This is a genomic window from Dactylosporangium sp. NPDC051485, assembly GCF_040682015.1.
In the GTDB taxonomy this organism is placed as follows: Bacteria; Actinomycetota; Actinomycetes; order Mycobacteriales; family Micromonosporaceae; genus Dactylosporangium.
On sequence record NZ_JBFAZW010000005.1, the window covers coordinates 90,344 to 111,400 of the forward strand.

At 68.5% G+C, this 21,057-nt stretch carries 18 protein-coding genes and 2 pseudogenes; 8 read left to right on the top strand and 12 right to left on the bottom strand.

Going from position 1 to position 21,057, the window contains the following annotated elements; all coding sequences use genetic code 11:
* Positions 1 to 57 precede the first annotated feature (57 nt).
* Positions 58 to 471 carry a phosphoribosyl-AMP cyclohydrolase gene (locus AB0M46_RS04190; RefSeq protein ID WP_363332821.1) on the bottom strand — a complete coding sequence of 138 codons (414 nt, stop codon included), beginning with the start codon at positions 469 to 471 and terminating at the stop codon, positions 58 to 60.
* Between the two features lie 132 nt (positions 472 to 603).
* Here AB0M46_RS04190 and AB0M46_RS04195 point away from each other — a divergent pair, with 132 nt between their 5' ends.
* Complete coding sequence (locus tag AB0M46_RS04195) at positions 604 to 726, top strand: hypothetical protein (RefSeq protein WP_363332822.1); 123 nt, start codon at positions 604 to 606, stop codon at positions 724 to 726.
* An 80-nt stretch (positions 727 to 806) separates the two neighbouring features.
* Here AB0M46_RS04195 and AB0M46_RS04200 read toward each other — a convergent pair whose 3' ends face one another.
* The 10 genes from AB0M46_RS04200 to AB0M46_RS04245 all read right to left on the bottom strand — a co-directional run bounded on the left by AB0M46_RS04200 (position 807) and on the right by AB0M46_RS04245 (position 11,455).
* On the bottom strand, positions 807 to 1,427 hold the full coding sequence (locus tag AB0M46_RS04200) for a hypothetical protein (RefSeq protein ID WP_363332823.1): 621 nt from the start codon (positions 1,425 to 1,427) through the stop codon (positions 807 to 809).
* Positions 1,427 to 1,909: a hypothetical protein gene (locus AB0M46_RS04205; RefSeq protein ID WP_363332824.1), complete on the bottom strand. Its 483-nt coding sequence runs from the start codon at positions 1,907 to 1,909 to the stop codon at positions 1,427 to 1,429. Before AB0M46_RS04205 ends, AB0M46_RS04200 begins: the two co-directional genes overlap by 1 nt.
* An 80-nt stretch (positions 1,910 to 1,989) precedes the next feature.
* Entirely contained in the window at positions 1,990 to 2,661 is a 672-nt protein-coding gene (locus tag AB0M46_RS04210; protein ID WP_363332825.1) for a response regulator transcription factor, read from the bottom strand.
* Between the two features lie 2 nt (positions 2,662 to 2,663).
* Positions 2,664 to 3,869 carry a sensor histidine kinase gene (locus AB0M46_RS04215; RefSeq protein ID WP_363332826.1) on the bottom strand — a complete coding sequence of 402 codons (1,206 nt, stop codon included), beginning with the start codon at positions 3,867 to 3,869 and terminating at the stop codon, positions 2,664 to 2,666.
* Between the two features lie 231 nt (positions 3,870 to 4,100).
* Positions 4,101 to 4,745 (bottom strand): rhodanese-like domain-containing protein, encoded by a 645-nt coding sequence (locus tag AB0M46_RS04220; protein WP_363332827.1) that lies wholly within the window; start codon positions 4,743 to 4,745, stop codon positions 4,101 to 4,103.
* A 157-nt stretch (positions 4,746 to 4,902) separates the two neighbouring features.
* Complete coding sequence (locus tag AB0M46_RS04225; RefSeq protein WP_363332828.1) at positions 4,903 to 6,462, bottom strand: ABC transporter ATP-binding protein; 1,560 nt, start codon at positions 6,460 to 6,462, stop codon at positions 4,903 to 4,905.
* Positions 6,449 to 7,357 (bottom strand): ABC transporter permease, encoded by a 909-nt coding sequence (locus tag AB0M46_RS04230; RefSeq protein WP_363332830.1) that lies wholly within the window; start codon positions 7,355 to 7,357, stop codon positions 6,449 to 6,451. The genes AB0M46_RS04225 and AB0M46_RS04230 overlap by 14 nt, the downstream gene beginning before the upstream one ends.
* Positions 7,347 to 8,288 (bottom strand): ABC transporter permease, encoded by a 942-nt coding sequence (locus AB0M46_RS04235; RefSeq protein WP_363332831.1) that lies wholly within the window; start codon positions 8,286 to 8,288, stop codon positions 7,347 to 7,349. The genes AB0M46_RS04230 and AB0M46_RS04235 overlap by 11 nt, the downstream gene beginning before the upstream one ends.
* 75 nt (positions 8,289 to 8,363) lie before the next feature.
* Positions 8,364 to 9,893 carry an ABC transporter substrate-binding protein gene (locus tag AB0M46_RS04240; protein ID WP_363332832.1) on the bottom strand — a complete coding sequence of 510 codons (1,530 nt, stop codon included), beginning with the start codon at positions 9,891 to 9,893 and terminating at the stop codon, positions 8,364 to 8,366.
* A 188-nt stretch (positions 9,894 to 10,081) separates the two neighbouring features.
* A complete protein-coding gene (locus AB0M46_RS04245; RefSeq protein ID WP_363332833.1) occupies positions 10,082 to 11,455 on the bottom strand; it encodes an NtaA/DmoA family FMN-dependent monooxygenase in 1,374 nt (457 codons plus the stop codon).
* Between the two features lie 314 nt (positions 11,456 to 11,769).
* On the opposite strand from AB0M46_RS04245, the gene AB0M46_RS04250 reads away from it, so the two are divergent.
* Positions 11,770 to 12,432: a GntR family transcriptional regulator gene (locus AB0M46_RS04250; protein WP_363332834.1), complete on the top strand. Its 663-nt coding sequence runs from the start codon at positions 11,770 to 11,772 to the stop codon at positions 12,430 to 12,432.
* Between the two features lie 118 nt (positions 12,433 to 12,550).
* Here the strand turns inward: AB0M46_RS04250 and AB0M46_RS04255 are convergent, their stop codons facing one another.
* Positions 12,551 to 13,381 (bottom strand): SAM-dependent methyltransferase, encoded by an 831-nt coding sequence (locus AB0M46_RS04255; protein ID WP_363332915.1) that lies wholly within the window; start codon positions 13,379 to 13,381, stop codon positions 12,551 to 12,553.
* Between the two features lie 439 nt (positions 13,382 to 13,820).
* Between AB0M46_RS04255 and AB0M46_RS04260 the strand changes: the two genes are divergently transcribed.
* The 6 genes and pseudogenes from AB0M46_RS04260 to AB0M46_RS04285 all read left to right on the top strand — a co-directional run.
* Entirely contained in the window at positions 13,821 to 14,690 is an 870-nt protein-coding gene (locus AB0M46_RS04260; protein ID WP_363332835.1) for a hypothetical protein, read from the top strand.
* A gap of 571 nt (positions 14,691 to 15,261) precedes the next feature.
* Positions 15,262 to 16,473 (top strand): ABC transporter substrate-binding protein, encoded by a 1,212-nt coding sequence (locus AB0M46_RS04265; protein ID WP_363332836.1) that lies wholly within the window; start codon positions 15,262 to 15,264, stop codon positions 16,471 to 16,473.
* A gap of 187 nt (positions 16,474 to 16,660) precedes the next feature.
* On the top strand, positions 16,661 to 17,623 hold the full coding sequence (locus AB0M46_RS04270) for a D-2-hydroxyacid dehydrogenase family protein (protein ID WP_363332837.1): 963 nt from the start codon (positions 16,661 to 16,663) through the stop codon (positions 17,621 to 17,623).
* Between the two features lie 132 nt (positions 17,624 to 17,755).
* Entirely contained in the window at positions 17,756 to 18,325 is a 570-nt protein-coding gene (locus tag AB0M46_RS04275; RefSeq protein WP_363332838.1) for a nuclear transport factor 2 family protein, read from the top strand.
* Positions 18,326 to 18,775: 450 nt separating this feature from the next.
* Positions 18,776 to 19,272: pseudogene (locus tag AB0M46_RS04280) on the top strand (transposase); the annotation flags it as partial.
* A 465-nt stretch (positions 19,273 to 19,737) separates the two neighbouring features.
* Positions 19,738 to 21,045, top strand: a pseudogene (locus AB0M46_RS04285) (SMP-30/gluconolactonase/LRE family protein); the annotation flags it as partial.
* Between the last annotated feature and the right edge of the window lie 12 nt (positions 21,046 to 21,057).

The following is a 21,057-nucleotide window of genomic DNA, read 5'->3' on the forward strand; positions in this document are numbered from 1 at the left end:
TTGCCGCCCACCCGGGGTGCGCCTGGTCTGCGTCCGACGATCGAGTGTGCCGCAGGCCTATCCACCATCGACGCATTCCAGCCGATCGCCGTCGACGATGCGCCGGTAGTAGCAGTTGGGGCGGGTTGCCCCGCTCTGCGAACGCGTGTGACAGGCGCCGGTGCGGGTGCGCTCGACAAGGTAGAGCAGCGAGTTCTGCTCGCAATTCACCCGGATGTCGACGAGCTTGAGAACGTCGCCCGATGTGGCGCCCTTGCGCCAGAGTTCCTGCCGTGATGTGGACCAGAGAACGGCGATACCTTCCTGTCGGGACGCGTGGATGGCCGCCTGATTCGCGTATCCGATGAACAGGACCTCGCCGGTGGCGACGTCCTGCAGCGCGACAGGAATCACACGACTGCCGGAGCGGGCGATGTCATGGATCTTCAGGAAGTCGAGCTCGAGTCCGAGACCTTCTTCCAGTTCGTTCATTGTCATCTCGGCAACGTCCGCTTTCCGTCATGTCAGGTGAGGGCCTGCTCGTCTGAAAGAACGATGTATGTGTTGACGGCGTCGATGCGAGAAACCGTGCCGCGCTTCGAGAATATCCTGTTCAGGTGCCGCTTGACGGTGCCCTCTGCCCTCACCGCATGGATGCGCGGCCCGGTCCCGCCCGCCGTCGAGCAGGAGCTAACCGAGCTCGCCGCGGCGGGGAAGGCGGCAGGCTACGCCACCGTCAGCCGGTGAACACCACGACCAGCCCCCGACGATGCCGCTCAGCCGGTCGGGCCGAGCCGTGGCCGACGTCGTCCAGGCCGAGGCGTTCGTCACGGCCTGATCCGTCGTGCAACCTGCGGCGATCGGTGGGCGCTGTCGCTGCCGAGTGCCTGGACGGCGAGGCGTATTCCGAGGTACGCGAACGGCAGCAGCAGCAACAGGTCCGCCGCATACGCCACAGCCGGTTCCCTCGGAATACGGCTGAGCGGGAACGCCAACGCACCCGCGCAGGTCAGCAGGCCGACCGGGACCGGTACGGCGCGGATTCGGATCAGGACCGCGCCGAGGACGAAGACGGACGTGGGGAACAGCACGCCGGCGATCCAGAACGCCAGGAACGCGGCGGACGGGTGCTCACCGAGCAGTCGAACGGCCTCGGCGTGGGTGGCATGGAGAAGCTCCTCCTGCATGCCCTGTACGCCGAATGCGGCGCCCCCGACGCAGCCGTACATCGCTAGGGGATGCGCGAGTGCGGTGTACCGCGGAACCCGGTCCTCGATCGAGCGGAACACGGCGGTGAGGCCGACGATCCAGCAGACAGTGGCCAGGATGATGAGCGTGCCGGTGTCGACGCCCTGGAAGCCGTCGTTCCAGAAGTACGTGGACAGGGCCTGGAATGTGGGCGCGGCGACGAGACATCCGCCGGCGATGATGCTGGACAGGCGGTGCATCAGCCCTCCCGCACAGCGGTGAGGCGGTACGCGACCCACCGGACCGCACCGGCGACCAGGCCGGCAAGCGTGGCCGCCTGGTACACCACGATCGCCCGGCCGAAGCCGTCCTGGAACACGGTCTCGGCGACCGGCTCATCGGTGAGGATGACGATGCGGAGGAGCACAATGGCGCACCAGCAGGACAGTGCGGGGACGAGCGCGACGGCGAACGGACGTGCCAGCAGCCACAGCCAGGGACCCGTGCCGGCGCTCGCAGCCAGGACCACCCCGCCGACCAGGAAGAACAGCACCGCTGCCATGTTTGTTGCGCTGGCCAGGGCGATGCCGCGCAGGGGCGTTCCGGCGTAGAGCAGCAGCATCAGCGCGAGTCCGACACCGCCGGCGATCCCTGAGGAGCGCCAGGGCCAGCGGCGCAGGAGTCGCACCACCGAGCCGGGGCGCAGTTGCGATTCCCGGGCGGTCGTGTTTGTTGTTGTCATGGCACCGACGGTAGGGATCCGTCGGCGCGCGGCCATCCGCTCAGCGCTGCGACCTCGGTACCGCGTCCGCGCTACGGCGACTACCGCAACCGCGGTATGCCGGCCAGCCCGGACTGGTAGGCGATGACCACCAACTGCGCGCGGTCGCGGGCGTCGAGCTTGGCCATCGCCCGGTTGACGTGCGTCTTGGCGGTCGCCGGGCTCATGCCGAGCCGGTCGCCGATCTCCTGGTTGGACAGGCCGTCGGCAACGAGCGCGACGACCTGCCGTTCGCGCGCGGTCAGCGTGTCCAGGCGCTCCAGCGGCGTACCCTGCCGGCCGGGGCGACCGGCGAACGCGGCGATGAGCCGGCGGGTCACCTTCGGCGCGAGCAGGGCATCGCCGGCAGCGATGACGCGCACGGCGTTGCGCAGGTCCTCGGGTCCGACGTCCTTGAGCAGGAAGCCACTTGCACCGGCGTGCAACGCGGCGAAGACGTACTCATCGAGGTCGAACGTGGTCAGGATGAGCACCTTCGTGTTGGGCAGGCGTACGTCGCCGACCAGGCGCATGGTGGCGGTCAACCCGTCCGTGCCCGGCATCCGCACGTCCATCAGGACAACATCAGGTCGATGGGCCCGGGCCAGCGTGATGGCCTCGTCGCCGTCAGCGGCCTCGCCGACGACCTCGATATCGTCGGCGCGCTCCAGCAGCACGCGAAAGCCCGCGCGGACCAAGGCCTGGTCGTCGGCCAACAGCACCCGGATCGCCACGGTCAGACCACCACCGGCAGCCAGGCCCGGACCCGGAAACCGCCGGCGTCGCCGACCGGACCGGCGTCGAGCGACCCACCGAGGCTCGCCGCCCGTTCCGCCATGCCGACCAGCCCGTTGCCACCCGGCGACGCATTGCCGCGCCACGCGGGCGAGCCGCGGCCGTCGTCGCGGATCTCCAGCCCCAGACCGTCCCGGCGGAACTCGACCGTGATGTCGGCCCGGGTGGCATCGGCGTGCCGCAGCACGTTGGTTACCGACTCCTGCACAATCCGATAGGCGGTGATCTCCACCAGCCGTGGCAACGGGCATCGGTCGCCGACGTAACTGATGCTGATCCACGGTTCACGCAGACCGTGCGCGGTCGCCAGATCCTGCAACCGCTCCAGCCCGTGCGCCAGTGCCGAAACGTCCGGCGTGCCGTCATCGTGGACATCGATGACGTCGGCGGCTCGCAACACACCGACCGCCGCGCGCAGCTCGCCCATCGCCTCCCGGCATGCGCTACGCACGACTTCCAACGCTTCACCTGCTCGTCCTGGGTCGTCATCGATCAGTTCGGCGGCCACGCTCGCCTGCACTGAGATCACCGCCAGCGTGTGTGCTGAAACGTCATGCAACTCCCGGGCGATGCGCAGCCGCTCCTCGGTGAGCATCTGCGCGGTTGCCCTCTCCCGCTCTGCGGCCAGCAGCGCCCCGCGTGCCTCGTGCTCCGCACGCCAAGCCCGCCGGCTGCGCACCCCGTCACCGAGCAGGAGCGCGGCCAGGAACAGCAGCGTGGAACTGTCGAGCGCGGCGTCGAACAGCCGAGCACCGGTCTGTGCCGTGCGAGCGAGCGCGTCAGACACCAGCAGGCCACCGGCCACCGCCAGGCCGGCACGCCGCCGCGACGAGACCGCCACCGAGTACAACGCCACCCACACCGGCACCGCGGGAGCGCCGCCCGGGTAGTCAAGCATGTGATAGCCCACCCACAGCACCGCGACACCGCTCAACGTCAGCGCGGGCCACCGGCGCCGGGCGAGCAGGATGACCGACATCGCCACTCCGATGCCGTACCCGACGGCGTCCGGTGCTCGGTCGCCGGCTTGCAGCACGCCGTACCCGATCCGGTACACCGTCGCGACCCCGGCGATCACCGCCAGGAACACGTCGACCGCCCAAGGCGGCAGGTCCGCCGCCAGTCGCCGCAACCGCGCAACCGACATTGTCACCTTGCCCGTTGCCCGTCGACTGAGCTCCGGCCAGGCAATCGGGTCGTGGCAGTGCCGTGGGGACGCGGCACCGCCGGCACGTCTTCCACAATCGCCGCGACCGTCATCACCGGCGCCACCGCGGCTGGCTCGTCGTGGGAGGCGAGAGCGGCTTCGGCGTCGACCATGACTGAAAGTCTAGTGCCCGCACTCAGCGAACTGGCTCAATCTTGGGCAGACGGCCGATCAAGCCTGCTCGATCGGCCGGTCGGCATCGGCTGTCCACCCCGACCACGAGGCGACGTAGACCGGGACGGTGCGGCCGAGTGTGGCGTAGGCGAACGCGACGGTGGTGGCCGAGACACCTGCGCCGCAGTAGACGGCCGCCGGTATGGGGAGTGCGGACTGCAGGGCCTCCGCGCTCTTGAGCCTGCCGTTGTCGAACACGGGACCTGGTACGAGTCGCGCGCCGGGGATGTGACCGCCGTCGTAGGCGGCCTTGTCGCGGGCGTCGAGAAGGTGCCCGCGGGCGCCGAACTGTGCGGCGCGGTCGGCGTCGATCGTGGGTAGGTGACCGGGCAATGCGGCGAAGGTGCTCGGCGTTGCGGGCGCCGGCGTGGCGATGTCCTCGGTGCGGCCGCCCTCTGCCTGCCAGGCGTCGAGCCCGCCGTCGAGCAGCCGGACGTCGGGCAGCCCGGCCCAGCGCAGTACGAACCAAGCCCGGGTGGCCGCGGAGACGAGTTCGGATCGAGCGGCGTAGACGATCACCGGTGTTCCGCCGTCGATGCCCCAGCTTCGTATCCGATCCGTCAGGCTGCTGGCGTCGGGCAACGGCAGCCTCCCGCGCTCGTCGTCTGCGGGCGCCGCGAAGTCGTCCTCGAGTTCGGTCACGCGAGCACCGGCGATCTTTACCTGTGGCGCCGGAAGCGTCGCGGACGCCCGGCCGACGTGCAGTACGACGGGTTGTGGCACCGGATGGTCGATCAGCTCTCGGGCACTGATCAGGTGTTGTGTGCGGGGATCGGACACGGGAACTCCTCGGGATGCTCTACAGCACGGACTCGAGCAGGGTGCGGGTGTACTCCTCGGCCGGTGACCGGAAGACGTCGGCGACGGGGCCGGACTCGACGTCGGTACCGCTGCGCAGGATCGTGACCGTGTGGGCGAGGCCGGCCACCACGCGCAGATCGTGGGAGATGAACAGGTAGGTCAGCGAACGTTCGCGCTGCAGCGTCTGCAGCAGTTGCAGGACCTGATCCTGGATCCGTACGTCGAGCGCGGAGGTCGGTTCGTCGAGCACGATGAGTTTCGGGTTGAGGGCAAGTGCACGCGCGATCGCGACCCGCTGCCGCTGCCCGCCGGACAGTTCACGTGCCCGGCGCTGCAACACGTTGGCGGGCAGTCCTACGGCGTCGGCCAGCTCACCGATCCGTGCCTGCCGCTGCCGCCGGTCTCCGGCGCGGTAGCGGACCAGGGGCTCGCCGATGATGCGTGACACCGTGTACCGAGGATCGAGTGAGCCGTACGGGTTCTGGTGCACGATCTGGAGGTCGCGCCGGACCTCGCGCAGGGCAACGCGATTCGTGGGGTCGACCGGCCGCCCGGCGAGCCGTACCGCACCGGAGTCGGCGGGCAGCAGGCCCAGCACGATCCGGGCGAGGGTCGTCTTGCCCGACCCCGACTCACCGACGAGCGCGTGGGTGGTGCCCGACGCGACGGTGAAGGAGACGGCGTCGACCGCCGTCAACTGGCCGAAGGTTTTCCTGACGCTGTCGACGGTGAGCGCCGGCTGCGGGGCTTCTCGGGTGGTGTCCTCGGTGCGCTCGGCGAGCGTGACGGCGACAGGTTTGGGGGCGCTCGCGAACAACGCTTCGGCGTACGGCGAGGAGGCCACCCGGCCCCGGTCGAGCGTGATGACCTGATCGCTGTGCGCCGCGGCGAGGGCCAGATCGTGCGTGATGAGCAGGACCGCGAGGCCGAGCTCGGCACGCAGTTGCTCGAGCGTGTCGAGGATGCCCTTCTGGATGGTCGCGTCGAGCGCGGAGGTCGGCTCGTCGGCGATGAGCAGCCGCGGCCGTCCGGCGATCGCCGCGGCGATGAGCGCGCGCTGCAGCAGCCCGCCGGACAACTGGTGCGGATAGGAGTCCAGCACGCGGGCGGTGTCGGCGATTCCGGCCCGCCGCAGCAATTCCTCTGCTTCCGCGGCCGGGCCGCGCTCGGGGCCGGTGAGGCGGAGGATCTCGTACAGCTGGCTGCGCACCGTACGCAGCGGGTTGAACGACATGGTCGGGTCCTGCGGCACGTAGCCGAGTTCGTGTGAGCGGATCTGGCGCAGCTGCCGTCGCGACGCCCGGCCGAGGTCGGCGCCGTCGAACAGGATCGTGCCGCCCGTGGTCCGCGCGTTGGCCGGCAGGATCCGCAGCACGGCACCGGCGAGCGTGGTCTTGCCGGAGCCGGATTCCCCGATCAGCGCGACGGTCTCGCCAGCCCGCAGGTCGAAGGAGATGTCGTGCACCACAGGGTTCCACTGCCGGGCGGTCCGGTAGGCGATCGACAGGTCTCGTACCCGCAGCAGCGGCGGATCGGCGGGTGCTTCAGAGCGACTCATCGAATGCCCTCGCGTCGAGGTAGGTGGACAGGCGGTTCACGGCGAGCACGACGATGACGACCACGGCGGCGGGGGCGTAGACGAGCCACGGTGCGGCGTAGAAGAAGTTCGCGCCCTCGGCGACGAGCTGCCCCCACTCCGGGTTGGGCGGCTGGGCGCCGAAGCCGAGGAACGACAGCGTCGACAGCGCCAGGATCGCCGCGCCGAACTCCAGCACCGCCAGCGAGATGAGCGTTGTCGCGATGTTGGGCAGCAGGTGCGCGACCACGACGCCGACGCGGGTGGTGCCGGCGATCTCTGCGGCCTCGATGTACGGCGCCGAACGCACGCGCAGCGCTTCGATCCGGGCCACCCGGGCAAACGTGGCGATCATCGAAAGTCCCACCGCGACGGCGGCGTTGGCGCTGGAGAACCCGAAGGCGGCGACGAACACCATCGCCAGGAGCAGTGACGGGATCGCGAGCAGCACGTCGATGAGTCGCATCAGCGGCGTCTCCAGCCACCGTGGCCCGAGCGCCGCGGCGAGACCCGTGACCGTGCCGAGGCTCACGGCCACGGCGACGGCGAGGATCGCGCTGAGCACCGAGGTACGGGCACCGTGAACGATCCGCGAGTACATGTCGCGGCCGAGGTAGTCGGTGCCCAGCCAGTGTGTCCCGCTCATCGACGCGAGCTTGTCGGACGGCACGCCGTTGATCGGGTCCTGTCCGGCGAGCAGCGATGGTACGACGGCGGAGACGAGCACGACCGCGATGACGAGCACGGACAACACGACGGTCGGCGGGATTCGCCGTCCCCGCAGGCGCCGGGTGGTGCCCGAGGGTCCGGCTTCGGTACCGGGATCCGGTTCGGTGCCGAGGTCGGCGAGCCGGGTGTCGGGGGCGCTACTTGGCATGGCTGAACCTCGGCTGGACGCGTGGGTCGAAGCGCGGATAGATGACGTCGACGAGGAGGTTGGCAAGCATGAACACCGCGGCGTTGACCACGACGATGCCGAGCAGCACCGGCTGGTCGTGTTCCTGCACGGCCTTCTGGGTGAGCGCGCCGAGCCCGTACCGGGTGAAGACGGTCTCGGTGACCACGGCGCCGCTCATGAGGTAGCCGATGGTGATGCCCAGGACGGTCAGGCTCGGCAGCGCGGCGCCCGGCAACAGATGCCGGGTGAAGATCCGCCACTCGGGGATGCCCCGGGCGCGGGCGACGGTGATGTGCGGCTGGCGGTCCGCGTTGATCAGGCTGCGGACGAACACCTGGATCAGCGGTGGCGAGATGGTGATGCCCAGGACGCAGGCCGGCAGGAAGGTGGCGGCGAATCCGCCGTCGCCGTTGAGCGGCACCCAGCCGAGCTGGAACGAGAACGCCTGGATGAACACGACGGCGACCAGGTACACCGGCAGCGAGTAGATGAGCGACGGCACCGACATGAACGCCACGCGCAGCGCCGGGATGCGGCCGTACAGCGCGCCGAGTCCGACGACGGCGGTCAGCACGAGCACGATCAGCAGCGCGATGCCGCCCAGCATCAGCGTCGGCGTGAAGGCGTCGGCGAGCTTGCCGGTCACGGACTGCCCGTCGGCGAGGGAGTGTCCGAGATCGCCCTGCAGAGCCCGCAGCAAGCCTTCCGCATACCGCAGCGCCGCGGGCTTGTCGACGCCGTAGTAGCTCTTGAGCAGATCCACCGTCTGCGGGGTGTACCCCGCGTCCGGGTCGCTGAGGCGGTTGCTGATCGGATCACCGGGCAGCACGACGAGGACGACGAACACAAGCGTGTAGACCAGGAACAGGACCAGCGCGAGTACACCGGCCCGCCGCAGTAGCTGTTGCACTGTGCGCTCTCTTCGCTCAGTCCGGGCGGGACGCACGCGTCCCGCCCGGGTCGAGATGGTGGGTGCGGGACCCGGCTACTTGCTCAGCCAGGCGTCGTAGAAGAACAGCCGCCCGTACGCGTCGACGTTGAGGTCGTGGACCTTCTTCGCCACGGCGAACGTCTGCTGGTTCGTGTCCAGCGGGAGCACGTACGCCTGGTCGATCAGGTAGTTCTGCAACTCGCCGACGGCCTTGGTGTAGGTGCCGTCGTCGGTGGCGTTGCTGAGCGCGTCGATGCGACCGTCAAGCTCGGTGTCCTTGGCCAGCGCGCCGTTGTTGAACCAGCTCGTGGTGACCGCGCTGTGGAAGTTGTTGCGCATCGGCCCGGACACGGTCGGCACGCTGCCCAGCGAGATGGACAGGCTCACGCCGGGCGCGCCGACCGCCGCCGTCTCGTTGTTGGAGTCGACGTTCTTGACCGTCAGCTCGACGCCCACCTTCTTGAGCTGCTGGGCCAGCAGGAGCAGCTCGGGCTGTGCCTCCCGGATCCACGACACGGCGTACACCAGGAACGACAGGCGCTGGCCGTCCTTCGTGCGGAAGCCCTGCGTGTCCCGGGCCGTCCAACCGGCCTGGTCCAGCAACGTGTTCGCCTTGTCCACGTCGTTGGTGAGCTTGCCGGACAGATCCACCCACCCGGGCACGCCCGACTCGATCACCGACGTCGCCGGCTTCCAGATGTCGGTGAAGTAGAGCGTGTCCACGAGCTGCTTGCGGTCGATGGCGTGCTGGAGCGCCTGCCGCACGCGGACGTCCGCCGTCGCGGCAGTGTTCGGCCGGATGCGGATCTGCACCGAGTACGCGATCTGCTTGGCCGGCACGACGGTGAATCCCGTCTGGCCGAGCCGCTGTTCGTCGGCCGGGGGCACGTCGCGCATGACGTCGGCCTGCCCGGACTGCAGCAGCCCGGTCCGCACGCTGTTCTGCCCGGCGATCCGGACGGTGATCTTGTCCAGGTAGGCGGCACCGGTGTGCCCGACACCGTCCGGAGCCCAGTTGTAGTCCTTGCGCTTGTTCAGGACGTACTGCTCACCGGGGGTGTAGCTGTCGAACACGAACGGGCCGCTGCCGACGATGTTCTTGATGTCGGAGCTGTCCTGGAAGCTCAGCTTGAGCGTCTTCTCGCCCACGATGCCGCTGTGGTAGAAGGTCAACGCCCGGATGAAGCCGTAGGCCGGCCTGGAGAACTTCACCGTCACGGTGTCGGCGTCGGTCACGGCCGCGCTCTCGAAACCGGCGGGCCAGGTGTAGGTGCCCGGGATGCCAAGCGCCTTGTCGCCCTTGCCCTTGATCGTCAGGTTGTCGGCGACGACTTGGGCGTTCAGCGCCGAGCCGTCGCTGAACGTCACGCCCTTGCGGATCTTCAGGGTAAACTGGGTGCTGTCGGGGTTGGCCGTCCACGACTCGGCCAGCCACGGCCTGAGCGTGCTCGACTTCGCGTCCCAGTAGACGAGCCGGTCGACGAGAGCGCTGAAGATGATGCCCGGCTCCCAGTCGTTGACGTCGGTCCACTGGAAGTCGGGGTTGTCGTAGGAGGCGAGGTAGACCAGGTTGCCGCCGGACACCGGCGCGCCGGCATTCTGCGACTGCGGAGCCGCCGCCGGGCTCCCGCCGCATGCGGCCAGGACGGCGACGAGCGCTGCCGCGATGGTCGCGGTGAATGCTGCAGTTGTACGGCCCGAGCGGCGCCGGACGCTACCGGGCCGAGCAGGGGGTTGACCGCCGAACATGTGCGATTGCTCCTTCTTGGTGATCAGGCGATGCCGAGGTTCTCGGCCAGCAGGCGGGACTCGTACTCGCGGCGGAACAGCCCGCGCCGCTGCAGTTCGGGTACGACGTTGTCGACGAAGAAGTCGGCCGGCCCGCGGTGGTACGGCGGGAACAGCTGGATCCCGTCGAAGACCCGCTCGACGAAGTTCTCCTCGAGCCAGTCGGCGAAGCCGGTGGTGTCGCCGACGAAGATCTGTTCGCCTTGCAGGTGGCCGTGCACCGCGTGGTACAACTCGGCAAGCGTGAGATCCTCGCCGAGCCGCTTGGTCAGCAGGTCGTGCAGCCAGTGCGCGTCGTCGAGCCCGCCGCGCTTCACGGTGCTCACCTCGCGGGTCAGGCCGCCGGTCGTCTTGAGGGCGTCGCCGCCCAGCCGTTCCAGCGGCAGCACGTCGGCCGCCCGGCTCGACGCCGGGACGCCGGCCAGGTCGACGCCGAACACCTTCGAGAAGTACGCCGGGATGACCTCTTCGGTCTGGACCCGATGGGCCTCGTTGAACTTCTCCCTCGCCTCGCGCTTGGTGCTGGCGACGAAGAACGTGATGCCGGGGATGATCAGGAACTTGTCGGGGTCCCGTCCCGCCTCCGCGACCTGTTGCTTGATCTGCTGGTAGCGGCGCTTGCCCTCCTCGAATCCGTAGTACGGGGAGAAGCGCACCTCGGCGTGGCGGATCCCGAGTTCGAGTGAGCGGGCCGACTCGCCGACGTGGATCAGCGGCACCTTGCGCTGCACCGGCGGCGGCGCGTTCAGCGGGCCCCGAACCTGGAAGTGCTTGCCCACGAAGTCGATCGGGTGCCAGCTGTCCGGCCGGATCAGCGTGCCGCCCTCGCGGTCGTCGAGCAGCAGGTCATCATCCCAGCTGTCGTGCAGCAGCCGGAACAGCACCTCGGTGAACTCGTCCGCGCGGTCGTACTTGGACTGCTCGTCGGGCAGCGGCCAGCCGCCGAAGTTGCCCGCCGGTCCGCCCTCCCGGTCGATGCCGTAGACGAGGTTCACGCCGATGCGGCCGGCACTGAACCGGTCCGCGGTCGCGATCTGCCGGGCGACGAAGTACGGGTGCTCGAAGGAGGTGTTGTAGCTGGGGAAGAACCCGACATGCTCGGTGACGGCCGCGAGCGTGCCGGCGTACACCGTGTTGTCCCACCGGAAGACCCGGTTCAGGCGCTTCGGTTCGGTCGCGAGCGCGCTGCCGCTGAAGACGTAGTCGAGCTTGCCCCGCTCGGCGATGCGGGCGACGTCGACGATGACGCTCGGGTCCAGCAGTCCCTCGTTCGTGGCGCCCGGCAGCCGCCAGGCCTCCAGATCCCATCCGGTTCCATAGGCGGTCAGGCCGATCCTGAGCCGGCGTGCAGAAGACACGGTTTTTCCTTCCGTACTGAGAGAGGCACGCGCCACGGCAGGAGCCGCCGGACGATCGGCAGGCAGCAGGGATCGGGGGAGCGGCGCGCGGGTGTGGTGAGAGAGGCGTGGCCGGTCAGCGACAGCGCGCGCTGCAGACCAGCATCATGTCGACGGGACGGCGGCGCGTCAGCAGCAGCTGACCGTATCCCGCCATCACCGAGACCTCCGCAAGTGGATCCATAATGAATTCATACTGTATCACTAGGAACTAAGCTTGACTACAGTGGTGATCGACACCCCGACGGCGGCGCGCAGCGAGGAGATGTACCCAGGTGGCGGCACAGACCGAGAACCCGGCGAAGCACGTCGGCGCGGACGACATCTACTCACGGATCCGGCGCCGGATCATCGAGGGCCACGTCACGCCAGGCCTGACGCTCGGCGAGGCTCAGCTCAGCACCGAGTACGGCGTGTCCCGCACGCCGGTCCGCAACGCCCTGGCCCGGCTCGAACAGGACGGCCTGCTCGAACGCGTGCGGTTCGGCTACGCGGTGCCCGTCCGCAGTCCCGAACAGGTCGTCGAGCTGTTCGAGGCCCGCATCATCCTCGACCTCGCCGCGGCCGAGCTGGCCGCGCAGCGACGCAGCGAGGTCGATCTGGCCCGGCTCCGGCACCTCCTCGAGCAGGCCGAGGCCGCCACCGGAGCGGACCTGATCCATATCAACGACGCGTTCCACGGCGCACTGCGCGAGGCGGCCCACAACCCGACGGTGGCCCAGCTGGCGAGCCGGGTCGACGCCCAGCTGGCCGCCTACGAAGCCCAGCCGGCCGGCGCGCCGGACGACCGGCAGACCACCCAGGACGAGCACCGGCGGGTGTTCGACGCCGTCCACGACCGTGACCCGGCCCGCGCGCGCAGCGAACTGCAGGTCCATGTGCATCGGGCACGCGATCTGCGCATCGCCGCGCTCGCCCGCGAAGACCGCAGGATCTGACCCGCCGGCGCGACTACGGCGTACCACTCCCGGACAGCAGCCGGCACGTGGAGACCATTCCAGGTGTTCATGCGCCGGCAGGCGCTACCGATGATCGACCGTCATTCCTGGGCCCGGGTCAGGCCTCATGCGTCGGCCTGAGCCGGCCAACCCCGGCCCACATGCCACTGCGGCGAGCGTCGTCGGCGAAGTCAGCCGGATCCCCTGACGCCGGTCGCCACTCGGGTGCCCAGGCCACTGCGGGGTCGACCAGTTGGCAGCGGCCCGCGAACAGCTGCTCGACCTGTGCCCGCGTTCGCGGTTTGCCCGCCGTGGTGGTCCGTCGCAGGTAGACCTGCCGGGCAGCCGCGGTGCGTTCATCGCTGAGCGCGAACGTCTCGGCCGCCCCATGCGAGATGACCAGGTAGCTGCCCGCCGGCAATGCCGCGACGAGGCGGTCGACCAGGCCGTGCGCCTCGGTGTCGTCGGGGACGAAGTGCAGCACGGCCCCGAGGACCAGCGCTGCCGGCGTGGTGAAGTCGAGCATCCGGCGAACCTCGGGATGATCGAGGATCGCCTGAGGCTCGCGAAGGTCGCCGCAGATGGCCGTGGCCCGATCGTTGCCGTCCAGGATCTGGAGGCTCTCCGCCACCGCGACCGGATCGATGTCGACGTAGACCACCCTGGAGCCGGGCGCGACAGCCTGGGCGACTTCATGGACGTTACCGGCCGTCGGAATCCCCGACCCGATGTCCAGGAACTGCCGGATGCCGGCATCGGCGAGGAACCGCACAGCGCGCCCCAGGAAGGCCCGGTTGTTGCGGGCCACCGCGGGCACGGCGGGAAACTGGTCGATGACCGTCTGGGCCGCCTGCCGGTCCGCCGGAAAGTTGTGCACGCCGCCCAGGTAGAAGTCATACATCCTGGCCGCGGTGGCCGGCTTCTGCTCGCTGCCGCTCGGACTGTCCATCCGCGTGCGCCCCTCAATGTCGCGATCGACGTCCATCATCACAGAGAACCTCAGGATCGTACCGGCGCAAGCCCACCGACGACGGCCCGCAGCTTCGAAAGCGGCGGCGCGATGGCGCGCTCGTCCGGCCCGCGTTCCGCAACTCGTCGGCAGACGATGGGTGTGATCATGCCCATAACCTGGTCAAAGCTACGAGCCCAAGATCGTCCGGTCTACCGAGACATGCCACCGCGCCACCAGTCCACAACGGACGAACGGCCAAGGCCACGCGGATCGCCGATCAGTACGGTGGTGACAACACCCAGGTCAACGGCCTGGGTGCCACTCGACATGAACCCGGTCAGCCCCAATTGTTTGCGGCAGATGTCCGCACTGATGTGGACATACCGGGCCAGAAGAGGTCCTCGGTGCAGGCACACGAGGACCTCAGCCGCCATGCGTGCATCGCCCGAGCCTGCTCACCCTCGGCCCGCTGCTGCTCGTCGGCCTCTTCTTCGTCTCCTTCACGGTGCTGGTCTCCTCCTATCCGGTCTTCGCCCTGCTCAAGAACGAGCTCCTTCCCGGTCCGGGCCACGTGAGCCTCACCGGGGCGCTGTGGTGGCAGCTGTTCGCCCGGTCGGGCAGCGGCAGCCTGCTCGATCCCTCTTCCGGCACGTTCAGCCTGGCGCACTCGTGGGCCAGCCTGGATCCGTGGCTGCTGCTGCCCGGAGTGCTGCTCGTCCCGGCCGGGTTCGCGGTCGCGCGGCTGCGCCCGATCGGCCTGGCCCTGCTGATCCAGGTCGTGATGATGTGCCGCGGCGGGTACCTGCCCTTCGCGTACGTCATCGCGCTGCTGCCGTTCGCGGCGCTGCTCATCGCCGGTGCCTGCGACCTGCTGTGGGCCCGCGGCCGTAGCTGGCGCGCGGCGCCCCTGGTGGCCGCGGCCACCGCCGCCGTCCTGGTCGTACCGGCCTGGGCAACCAGCCTGTACGACCAGTCGAAAACCGGCGGCAGCGCCAACTCGCGGGCGGCCACCAGGTGGGTCATCGACCACATCCCCCACGACGCCGTCGTGGTCACCGACGGCTACATCTGGATGGACCTCAAACTGGCCGGCTTCACCAAACCGGTCTGGCTGTGGAAACTCGACACCGACCCGGAAGTCATGCAGAAGTACCTGCCCGCGGGCGTGGCAAGCGTCGACTACGTCGTCATGACCGACCAGGCCGAAAGCACCCTCGCCACGCTGCCGACCCTGCGCAACGGCATCGCCGGCTCCACGGTGGTGGCCCGCTTCGGTGAGATCCTGGTGCGGAAGGTGGGCGGCTGAAGACTCTGCTCGGCCGCGAGCCTGACCCGCATGTTCACCACTGCTCCCGCCGTGCAGTGTAGTTGCCGGCCTGGCCGATCGCCGCGATCACCACCGCAGCCGCCCTCGCCGCCGCAACCCAACCCAACCCGGGGTAGTGGGCAGCCCGGCCGGGCCCGCAGCGCCCCGGCAGCAATCCCGGACGACGCGACCACCCAGCGACCACACAGCCCCGGACTCGCCGTCCCACCGAACGCCCCACGCCAGGCGGCCCGGATCAACCCGCAACGACCACGCAGCGCGCGACGATCGAACCCCGCCAAGGCTCACTACCACGAACCAGCAGTTCAGCCTGCCGACGGGACTACTCGGCACCCGCAGGGTGCCATGATGACCGGCTTGATCGTTCTGTAACCCGCTCGTCATTGCGGACCCTTGACACGGGACGGCGCCCGAAGAGATATTGGGTCAACCAAGCGCTTGCTAGGTTCCCGGAACCCCTCGTCAGACCCCGCATGCAGGAACGACGTGGTGGTAGCGACGTAACAGTTGAGCCCATTTTCGGTTTGTCCCAGTAATGCAGGGGGTATACGTGGCCATATCCAGGAGGTCGGCGGCGCTTGCCGGCGCGCTGATCGCCGCGTCGGTGGCGTTCGCGGGCTGTAGCAAGAGCGGCTCCGACACACCGAGCACCGGCACGGCGACCGGTGATCCGATCATCATCGGCCTGGACCAGGACAGCACCGGTCCGGGCGCTTCATACAGCAACATCTCCGGCAAGACGATCCGGCTGGCCGTTCAGGACATCAACGACAAGGGTGGCGTGCTGGGCCGTCCGCTCCAGCTTGTGGTGGGCAACGACGAGAGCGACCCGACCAAGTCGCCGGCCGTGGTGCAGAAGCTGGTCAGCCAGGGCGCCAAGCTGGTGCTGATGCAGACGGGTGGCGCTGCATCGGCGCAGGCCAAGCCGACCCTCACCCAGCTCGGCATCCCGGCCATCGCCCCCACCAGCGTGACCCAGTCGCTGGTCGACGCGCCGAACAACGAGTTCATCTACATGCTCGCCAACTCGACCGGCGACTGGGCCAAGGTGTACTGCGGAGCGTTCGAGAAGGCCAACATCAAGAAGATCGGCGTGCTGACCGATGACTCGTCGACCATCGCGGCGGTGAACAAGTCGCTGTTCGGCGCGATGCCCTGTGTGCAGGTCGCGGCGACAGAGAAGGGCGCCACCGCGGCGGCCGACCTGTCCGCGCAGGTGGCCCGACTCAAGGACGCGAACGTCGACGCGGTGATGGTGACCAGCCTCGGTGGCCCGTTCGAGGTGCTCGCGCAGAACACGCTCGCCAGCCAGTTGGCCGCGAAGCCGCGGTTCTCGCTTGCGTCGATCGGGAACCAGCCGGAGTCCTGGAAGCTGGCCAACGCGGGTGCCCTCAACGGTTTGGTGTTCATGGGTTCCATCAACAACCAGAACCCTCGTACCCAGGAACTGACCAAGCTCCTGAAGACCAAGAACGGCGCCGACTACGAGGTCACGGCCTATGACGCCCAAGCCTGGGACACCGTGCACATCGTCAAGCTCGCGATCGAGAAGGCCGGCGGCGCGGACGACGCGAAGAAGCTGAACGAAGCGATCCAAAGCGTCTCAAAGTATCCGGCCTCGTTCGGCCAGGCAAGCTTCACGCTGTCCTACTCCGCCACCAAGCACCTCGGTGCGGATGGCCTCTGCGGCCTGTCGCTGATCGAGTTCGGCGCGGACAACAAGCCGAAGGGGCCGTGGGCGACCTACCAGCCGCCCTGCTAGACCGATGAGTCATCCGTGGGGCGGACATCCTCCGCCCCACGGATCATCATCCGTCCCAGATGATGATCGCCTATGGCCGGACTGCATCGCGGCTCGGGCGGCAAGGCCGCCAAGGCGGAACTTCGCGCCGACCTTCGTCGCAGGATGTCTCTGACCCCGTAACCAGCTTATCGAGGGAGCCCGCGCCATGCCGGTTCGGATCGCCGTCCTTGACGATTATCAGCGCGTCGCCCGGTCGAGTGCCGATTGGACGCCCCTCGACGGCCGGGCCGACGTCACATTCTTCCACGACCATATCGCCGACCCGGCTGACCTGGTGCGCCGGCTGGAGCCGTTCGAAGTGGTCGTGGCGATGCGCGAGCGGACGGCGTTCCCGTCGGCGATCCTCGACAGGCTGCCCAATCTGGCGCTCCTGGTCACCACCGGTCCGTTCAACGCGGCGATCGACGTCGCGGCCGCACATGCCCGCGGGATCGTGGTCTGCGGAACTGGCAGCGTGCCGCACACCACGGCCGAGCTGACCTGGGCCCTCATCATGGCAGTCACCCGCAGAGTGCCGGCGGAGGATGCCGCGCTGCGGGCAGGGCAGTGGCAAACCACGATCGGTCCTGAACTGGCTGGATCGACCCTCGGCATCATCGGGCTGGGCAATCTCGGCTCGAGGATCGCCCGCTACGCACTGGCCTTCGACATGAACGTCGTCGCCTGGAGCCAGAATCTCACCAACGAGCGGGCGGAGTCGGTGGGCGTGAAACTCGTCGGCAAGCGCGAGTTGTTCGAGCGCGCCGACGTAGCTACCGTCCACCTCAAGCTGAGTGAACGTACGAGGAACCTGATCGGTCGACCCGAGCTGGAACTGCTCGGCCCGCGCGGTTACCTCGTCAACACCTCACGCGGGCCGATCGTGGACGAGAATGCCCTGGCCGAGGCCCTGTCGGACGCCGTCATCGCCGGCGCGGCGCTGGACGTGTTCTCCGTCGAGCCGTTGCCTGCAGACCACCCGCTGCGCGACGCGCCGAACACTGTTCTGACGCCGCATGTCGGCTATGTCTCGGTGCCGATGTACGAGCGGTTCTTCTCGCACGTGGTGGAAGACGTCGTGTCATGGCTGCAGGGCACCCCGGTCCGGGTAATCCCGGCCGAGTCGTAAGCGGGCGCAGCACAGGGTCAGGCGAGAGCAATGAGGGGTCAGGGCGCGTGCACATTGACACGAGCGTCCGAGCACCGAACACAGCTGCCTGATGCAGTACGGCATCGACAGATTTGAGGAAGTGGGTGACCAATGCCGCGGGAAGACCAGGTCGAGCGATCACGGTTCGATGTGACCATGGCCGTTACTGATTGCCTGTACCGGTACGCGAGGGCGGTCGATCGCTGTGACTGGGACTCGGTGCGTGCGTGCTACCACGACAATGCCTTCGATCACCATGGTGCGTACCAAGGCGGGGTCGACGGGCTGATTGAGGACATGAAAATTCGCCACGCACAGTTGGACTCTTCGGTCCATGTCATCACCAACGTCCTCGTTGACTTGCCCGGTCCGGATGTCGCCTTGGTTGAGTCCTACTGCGTGTGCTATCTAAGGCGCCGTATACAAGAAGCCTCTGGCGCGCAGCAATTGACGACCGTAAAATGCAGATACCTGGATAAATTCACGCCGGATGCTCATGGTCGGTGGCGTATCGCATCCCGCATGGTTGTGTTTGATGAGCTGTGTGTCGGCGAGGTTCAGGACAGTCGGCCACAGGCGGGCGCTCGATCGGAGAGGGATCAAAAGGACCCATTGTGGACCTTTCTTGATCGCGGAGTGGACTGGAACTCGGAAGATTATGCCGCTGGGGTCGAGGCATGAATGGGAGCGCGGCAGCGCTGTAGGGCGCCGGCGAGGATCGACCGTGGCACCGCTTGCGCCGCTGCGTGACGACCGGCCCGATACCCGAGGAGCGCTGCGGCGGCTGCGGCGAGGTGGACCGCAACGTAGAACCACCAGCCGATGACGGTGTGGGCGTCCGGAGTTGCCCGGTTTCACGCTATGACCGCCGACTGACCTCCAAGATCACCAACGGTATCCGGAACCACGATCCGGTTTGCCGCCCACACGCTTCGAAGCACCGCGGCCTCGACGGTAACCAGCCCGGCGAGGGATGGCGTAGGCGTGCGCGCCGCGTGGTCGACAGAGGATCGGGTTCCGTCAGTCGTGTGAAATCGGGCCAACCCGGGTGTTTCAGGATCGGTGATCCACAAGATGGGCTTGAAACGCGAAAGTGCCTTCTGAACTGGGAGAATGAGGCTTGTCGAAGGTCTCTGCGAGATCACAGACCTGATCGACATCGGCGCCCACCCCGACGGCACCCGCGTCATCGTCCGCCGCGAACTGCCCCACCCCGGCGCGCAACTGTCCCCGGTTGACCACATCGTCGGCTGGCGACACCAACTCGTCATCACCGGCACGCCCTACGGCCACGGGCCGATCCAGTACCTCGAAGCCCGCCACCGCCCCCAAGCCCGCGTCGAAGGCCGCATCCGCTGCGGCAAGCACACCGGCCTGGGTCACCTCCCCTCCCGGCAGTTCGCCATCGACGCCGTCTGGCTCGAACTCGCCCTGACCGCCATCGACCTCCTCTCCTGGACCAAAGCCCTGCTCCTACACCACGCTCTGGCCACAGCCGAACCGAAGAAAACTGCGCTACCCGCAGCGGCCGCCGAATCCGGCTCCGCATCGCCGAAAGCTGGCCCTGGGCAACAGATCTAGCCAACGCCTTCACCCGACTTGCCGCCCTGCCGCAGCCGAACACCTGAACCACAACCTCAGCCCCACCAACCGAGAGCCACGGAGGAACCCGATCCCCAGCATCGGGCGCCTCGGCCTGCCCAGACCGCCGACCCCACCCCAAACAACCGTCACGCCAACATGATCAACTCACCGGCAGCGGACATCGGCCGCCGTCGCCGTCCGACGGGCGACATCGCCAACCCGGGCCGGCGGTCCCGAGCGCGACGCTGACGGCGGCTGCGCGATTCCCAGCTTCTCCGCACGACCAGGACGCACGCAGGCGCCGGCCGCCAACGCACTCTGTTTCATGGACAGCGGCGAATCAAGCAGGCAGGCAGCTTGACTGCTCGCTACTGAGAGGGTTTCATAGATCGCGATCGCTATTTGGTCGTTTCATTTGTTTCATTCCCGTCGGTGCGCCAGATGCGAGCAGGAGCGTCATGTCCTCACGGAACCACCGCCAGCGGGTGCTCGGCGTCGTGTGCGCTGCCATGGTCGTCGGCGGCGTCACCGCGGTCGGCGTCGTGGCGGCGAGCGCCGCCACCGACGGGCCGATCACCGGCATCGGCGGCAAGTGCCTCGACGTCACCGACGGCAGGAGCGCCAACGGCACCCGCGTGCAGCTGTGGGCCTGCAACGGCGGAGCGGCGCAACGCTGGTCGATCGGCACCGACGGGTCGATCGCCGCGCTGGGCAAGTGCCTCGATGTCGTCGGCGCCGCCACCACCGACGGCGCGCGGGTGCAGATCTACGACTGCAACGGCACCGGCGCGCAGCAGTGGACGGCCTCGGCCGGGCGCCTGGTCAACCGCGGCTCCGGAAAGTGCCTGGACGCGACCGGGCGCAGCAGCGCCAACGGCACGCCACTGCAGATCTGGACCTGCGGCACCGGCACGAACCAGCAGTGGACGCTGCCGACGCCGCCGAGCGTCCCCTCGAGCGGGCCGTCCAGCACTGCTCCGAGCACGGGACCGTGCGCGTCCGGCGGCACCTCCGGCTCTCCGCTGCCGGCCGGGAACCTGACCGCGACGAAGATCAAGGACGGATTCAACTTCCTCGAGGGTCCGGTCTGGGACGCCGCCTCCCAGACGCTGCAGCTGACCAACATGCACGACGGCGCCGGCCCGAACAACGTGCAGCCGTCGGACATCGTGCGCTACGACCCGGCCTCGGGTGCGTTCACCACGTTCATCGCCAACGCCGGCAGCAACGGCCTGGCCCTCAGCCGCGACGGCCGGCAGCTGATCGCGGCGACCCACGACCAGCGCACCGTGTCGTCGTACGACCTGGCCACCAAGGCCCGCACGACCATCGCCGCGGACTACCAGGGCCGGCACTTCAACTCCCCGAACGACGTCACGGTCGGCCCCGACGGGACGGTGTACTTCACCGACCCGGACTTCCAGCGCGCCAGCCGCGCCGACGAGATGAGCGGCGCGACCAGCGTGTTCCGGGTCAAGAACGGCGTCGTGACCTTGATCGACAGCACGATCCGGGAACCGAACGGCATCGAACTGTCACCGGACGGGAAGTGGCTGTACGTCGGCGGCAACGCCAGCGGCAAGATCTACCGCTACCCGGTCGCCGCCGACGGCAGCACCGGCGCACGCACCGACTTCGCGTCCCTGGGCGGCACCGACGGCGGCACGATCGACTGCGCCGGCAACGTCTACCAGATCACCTACAGCGACGGCACCGTTCACGTGTTCGCACCGAGCGGCCAGCCGCTCGGCACGATCAAGGCGGGCGCCACCGCGACCAACGCGGCGTTCGGCGGACCGGACGGCCGGACGCTGTTCATCACCTCCGGG

Coding starts and splice junctions, on each gene's coding strand:
- AB0M46_RS04190 (WP_363332821.1), bottom strand. CDS start 471: ATGAACGAACTGGAAGAAGGTCTCGGACTCGAGCTCGACTTCCTGAAG.
- AB0M46_RS04200 (WP_363332823.1), bottom strand. CDS start 1,427: ATGCACCGCCTGTCCAGCATCATCGCCGGCGGATGTCTCGTCGCCGCG.
- AB0M46_RS04205 (WP_363332824.1), bottom strand. CDS start 1,909: ATGACAACAACAAACACGACCGCCCGGGAATCGCAACTGCGCCCCGGC.
- AB0M46_RS04215 (WP_363332826.1), bottom strand. CDS start 3,869: ATGTCGGTTGCGCGGTTGCGGCGACTGGCGGCGGACCTGCCGCCTTGG.
- AB0M46_RS04225 (WP_363332828.1), bottom strand. CDS start 6,462: ATGAGTCGCTCTGAAGCACCCGCCGATCCGCCGCTGCTGCGGGTACGA.
- AB0M46_RS04230 (WP_363332830.1), bottom strand. CDS start 7,357: ATGCCAAGTAGCGCCCCCGACACCCGGCTCGCCGACCTCGGCACCGAA.
- AB0M46_RS04255 (WP_363332915.1), bottom strand. CDS start 13,381: ATGGACAGTCCGAGCGGCAGCGAGCAGAAGCCGGCCACCGCGGCCAGG.
- AB0M46_RS04270 (WP_363332837.1), top strand. CDS start 16,661: ATGCCGGTTCGGATCGCCGTCCTTGACGATTATCAGCGCGTCGCCCGG.
- AB0M46_RS04275 (WP_363332838.1), top strand. CDS start 17,756: ATGCCGCGGGAAGACCAGGTCGAGCGATCACGGTTCGATGTGACCATG.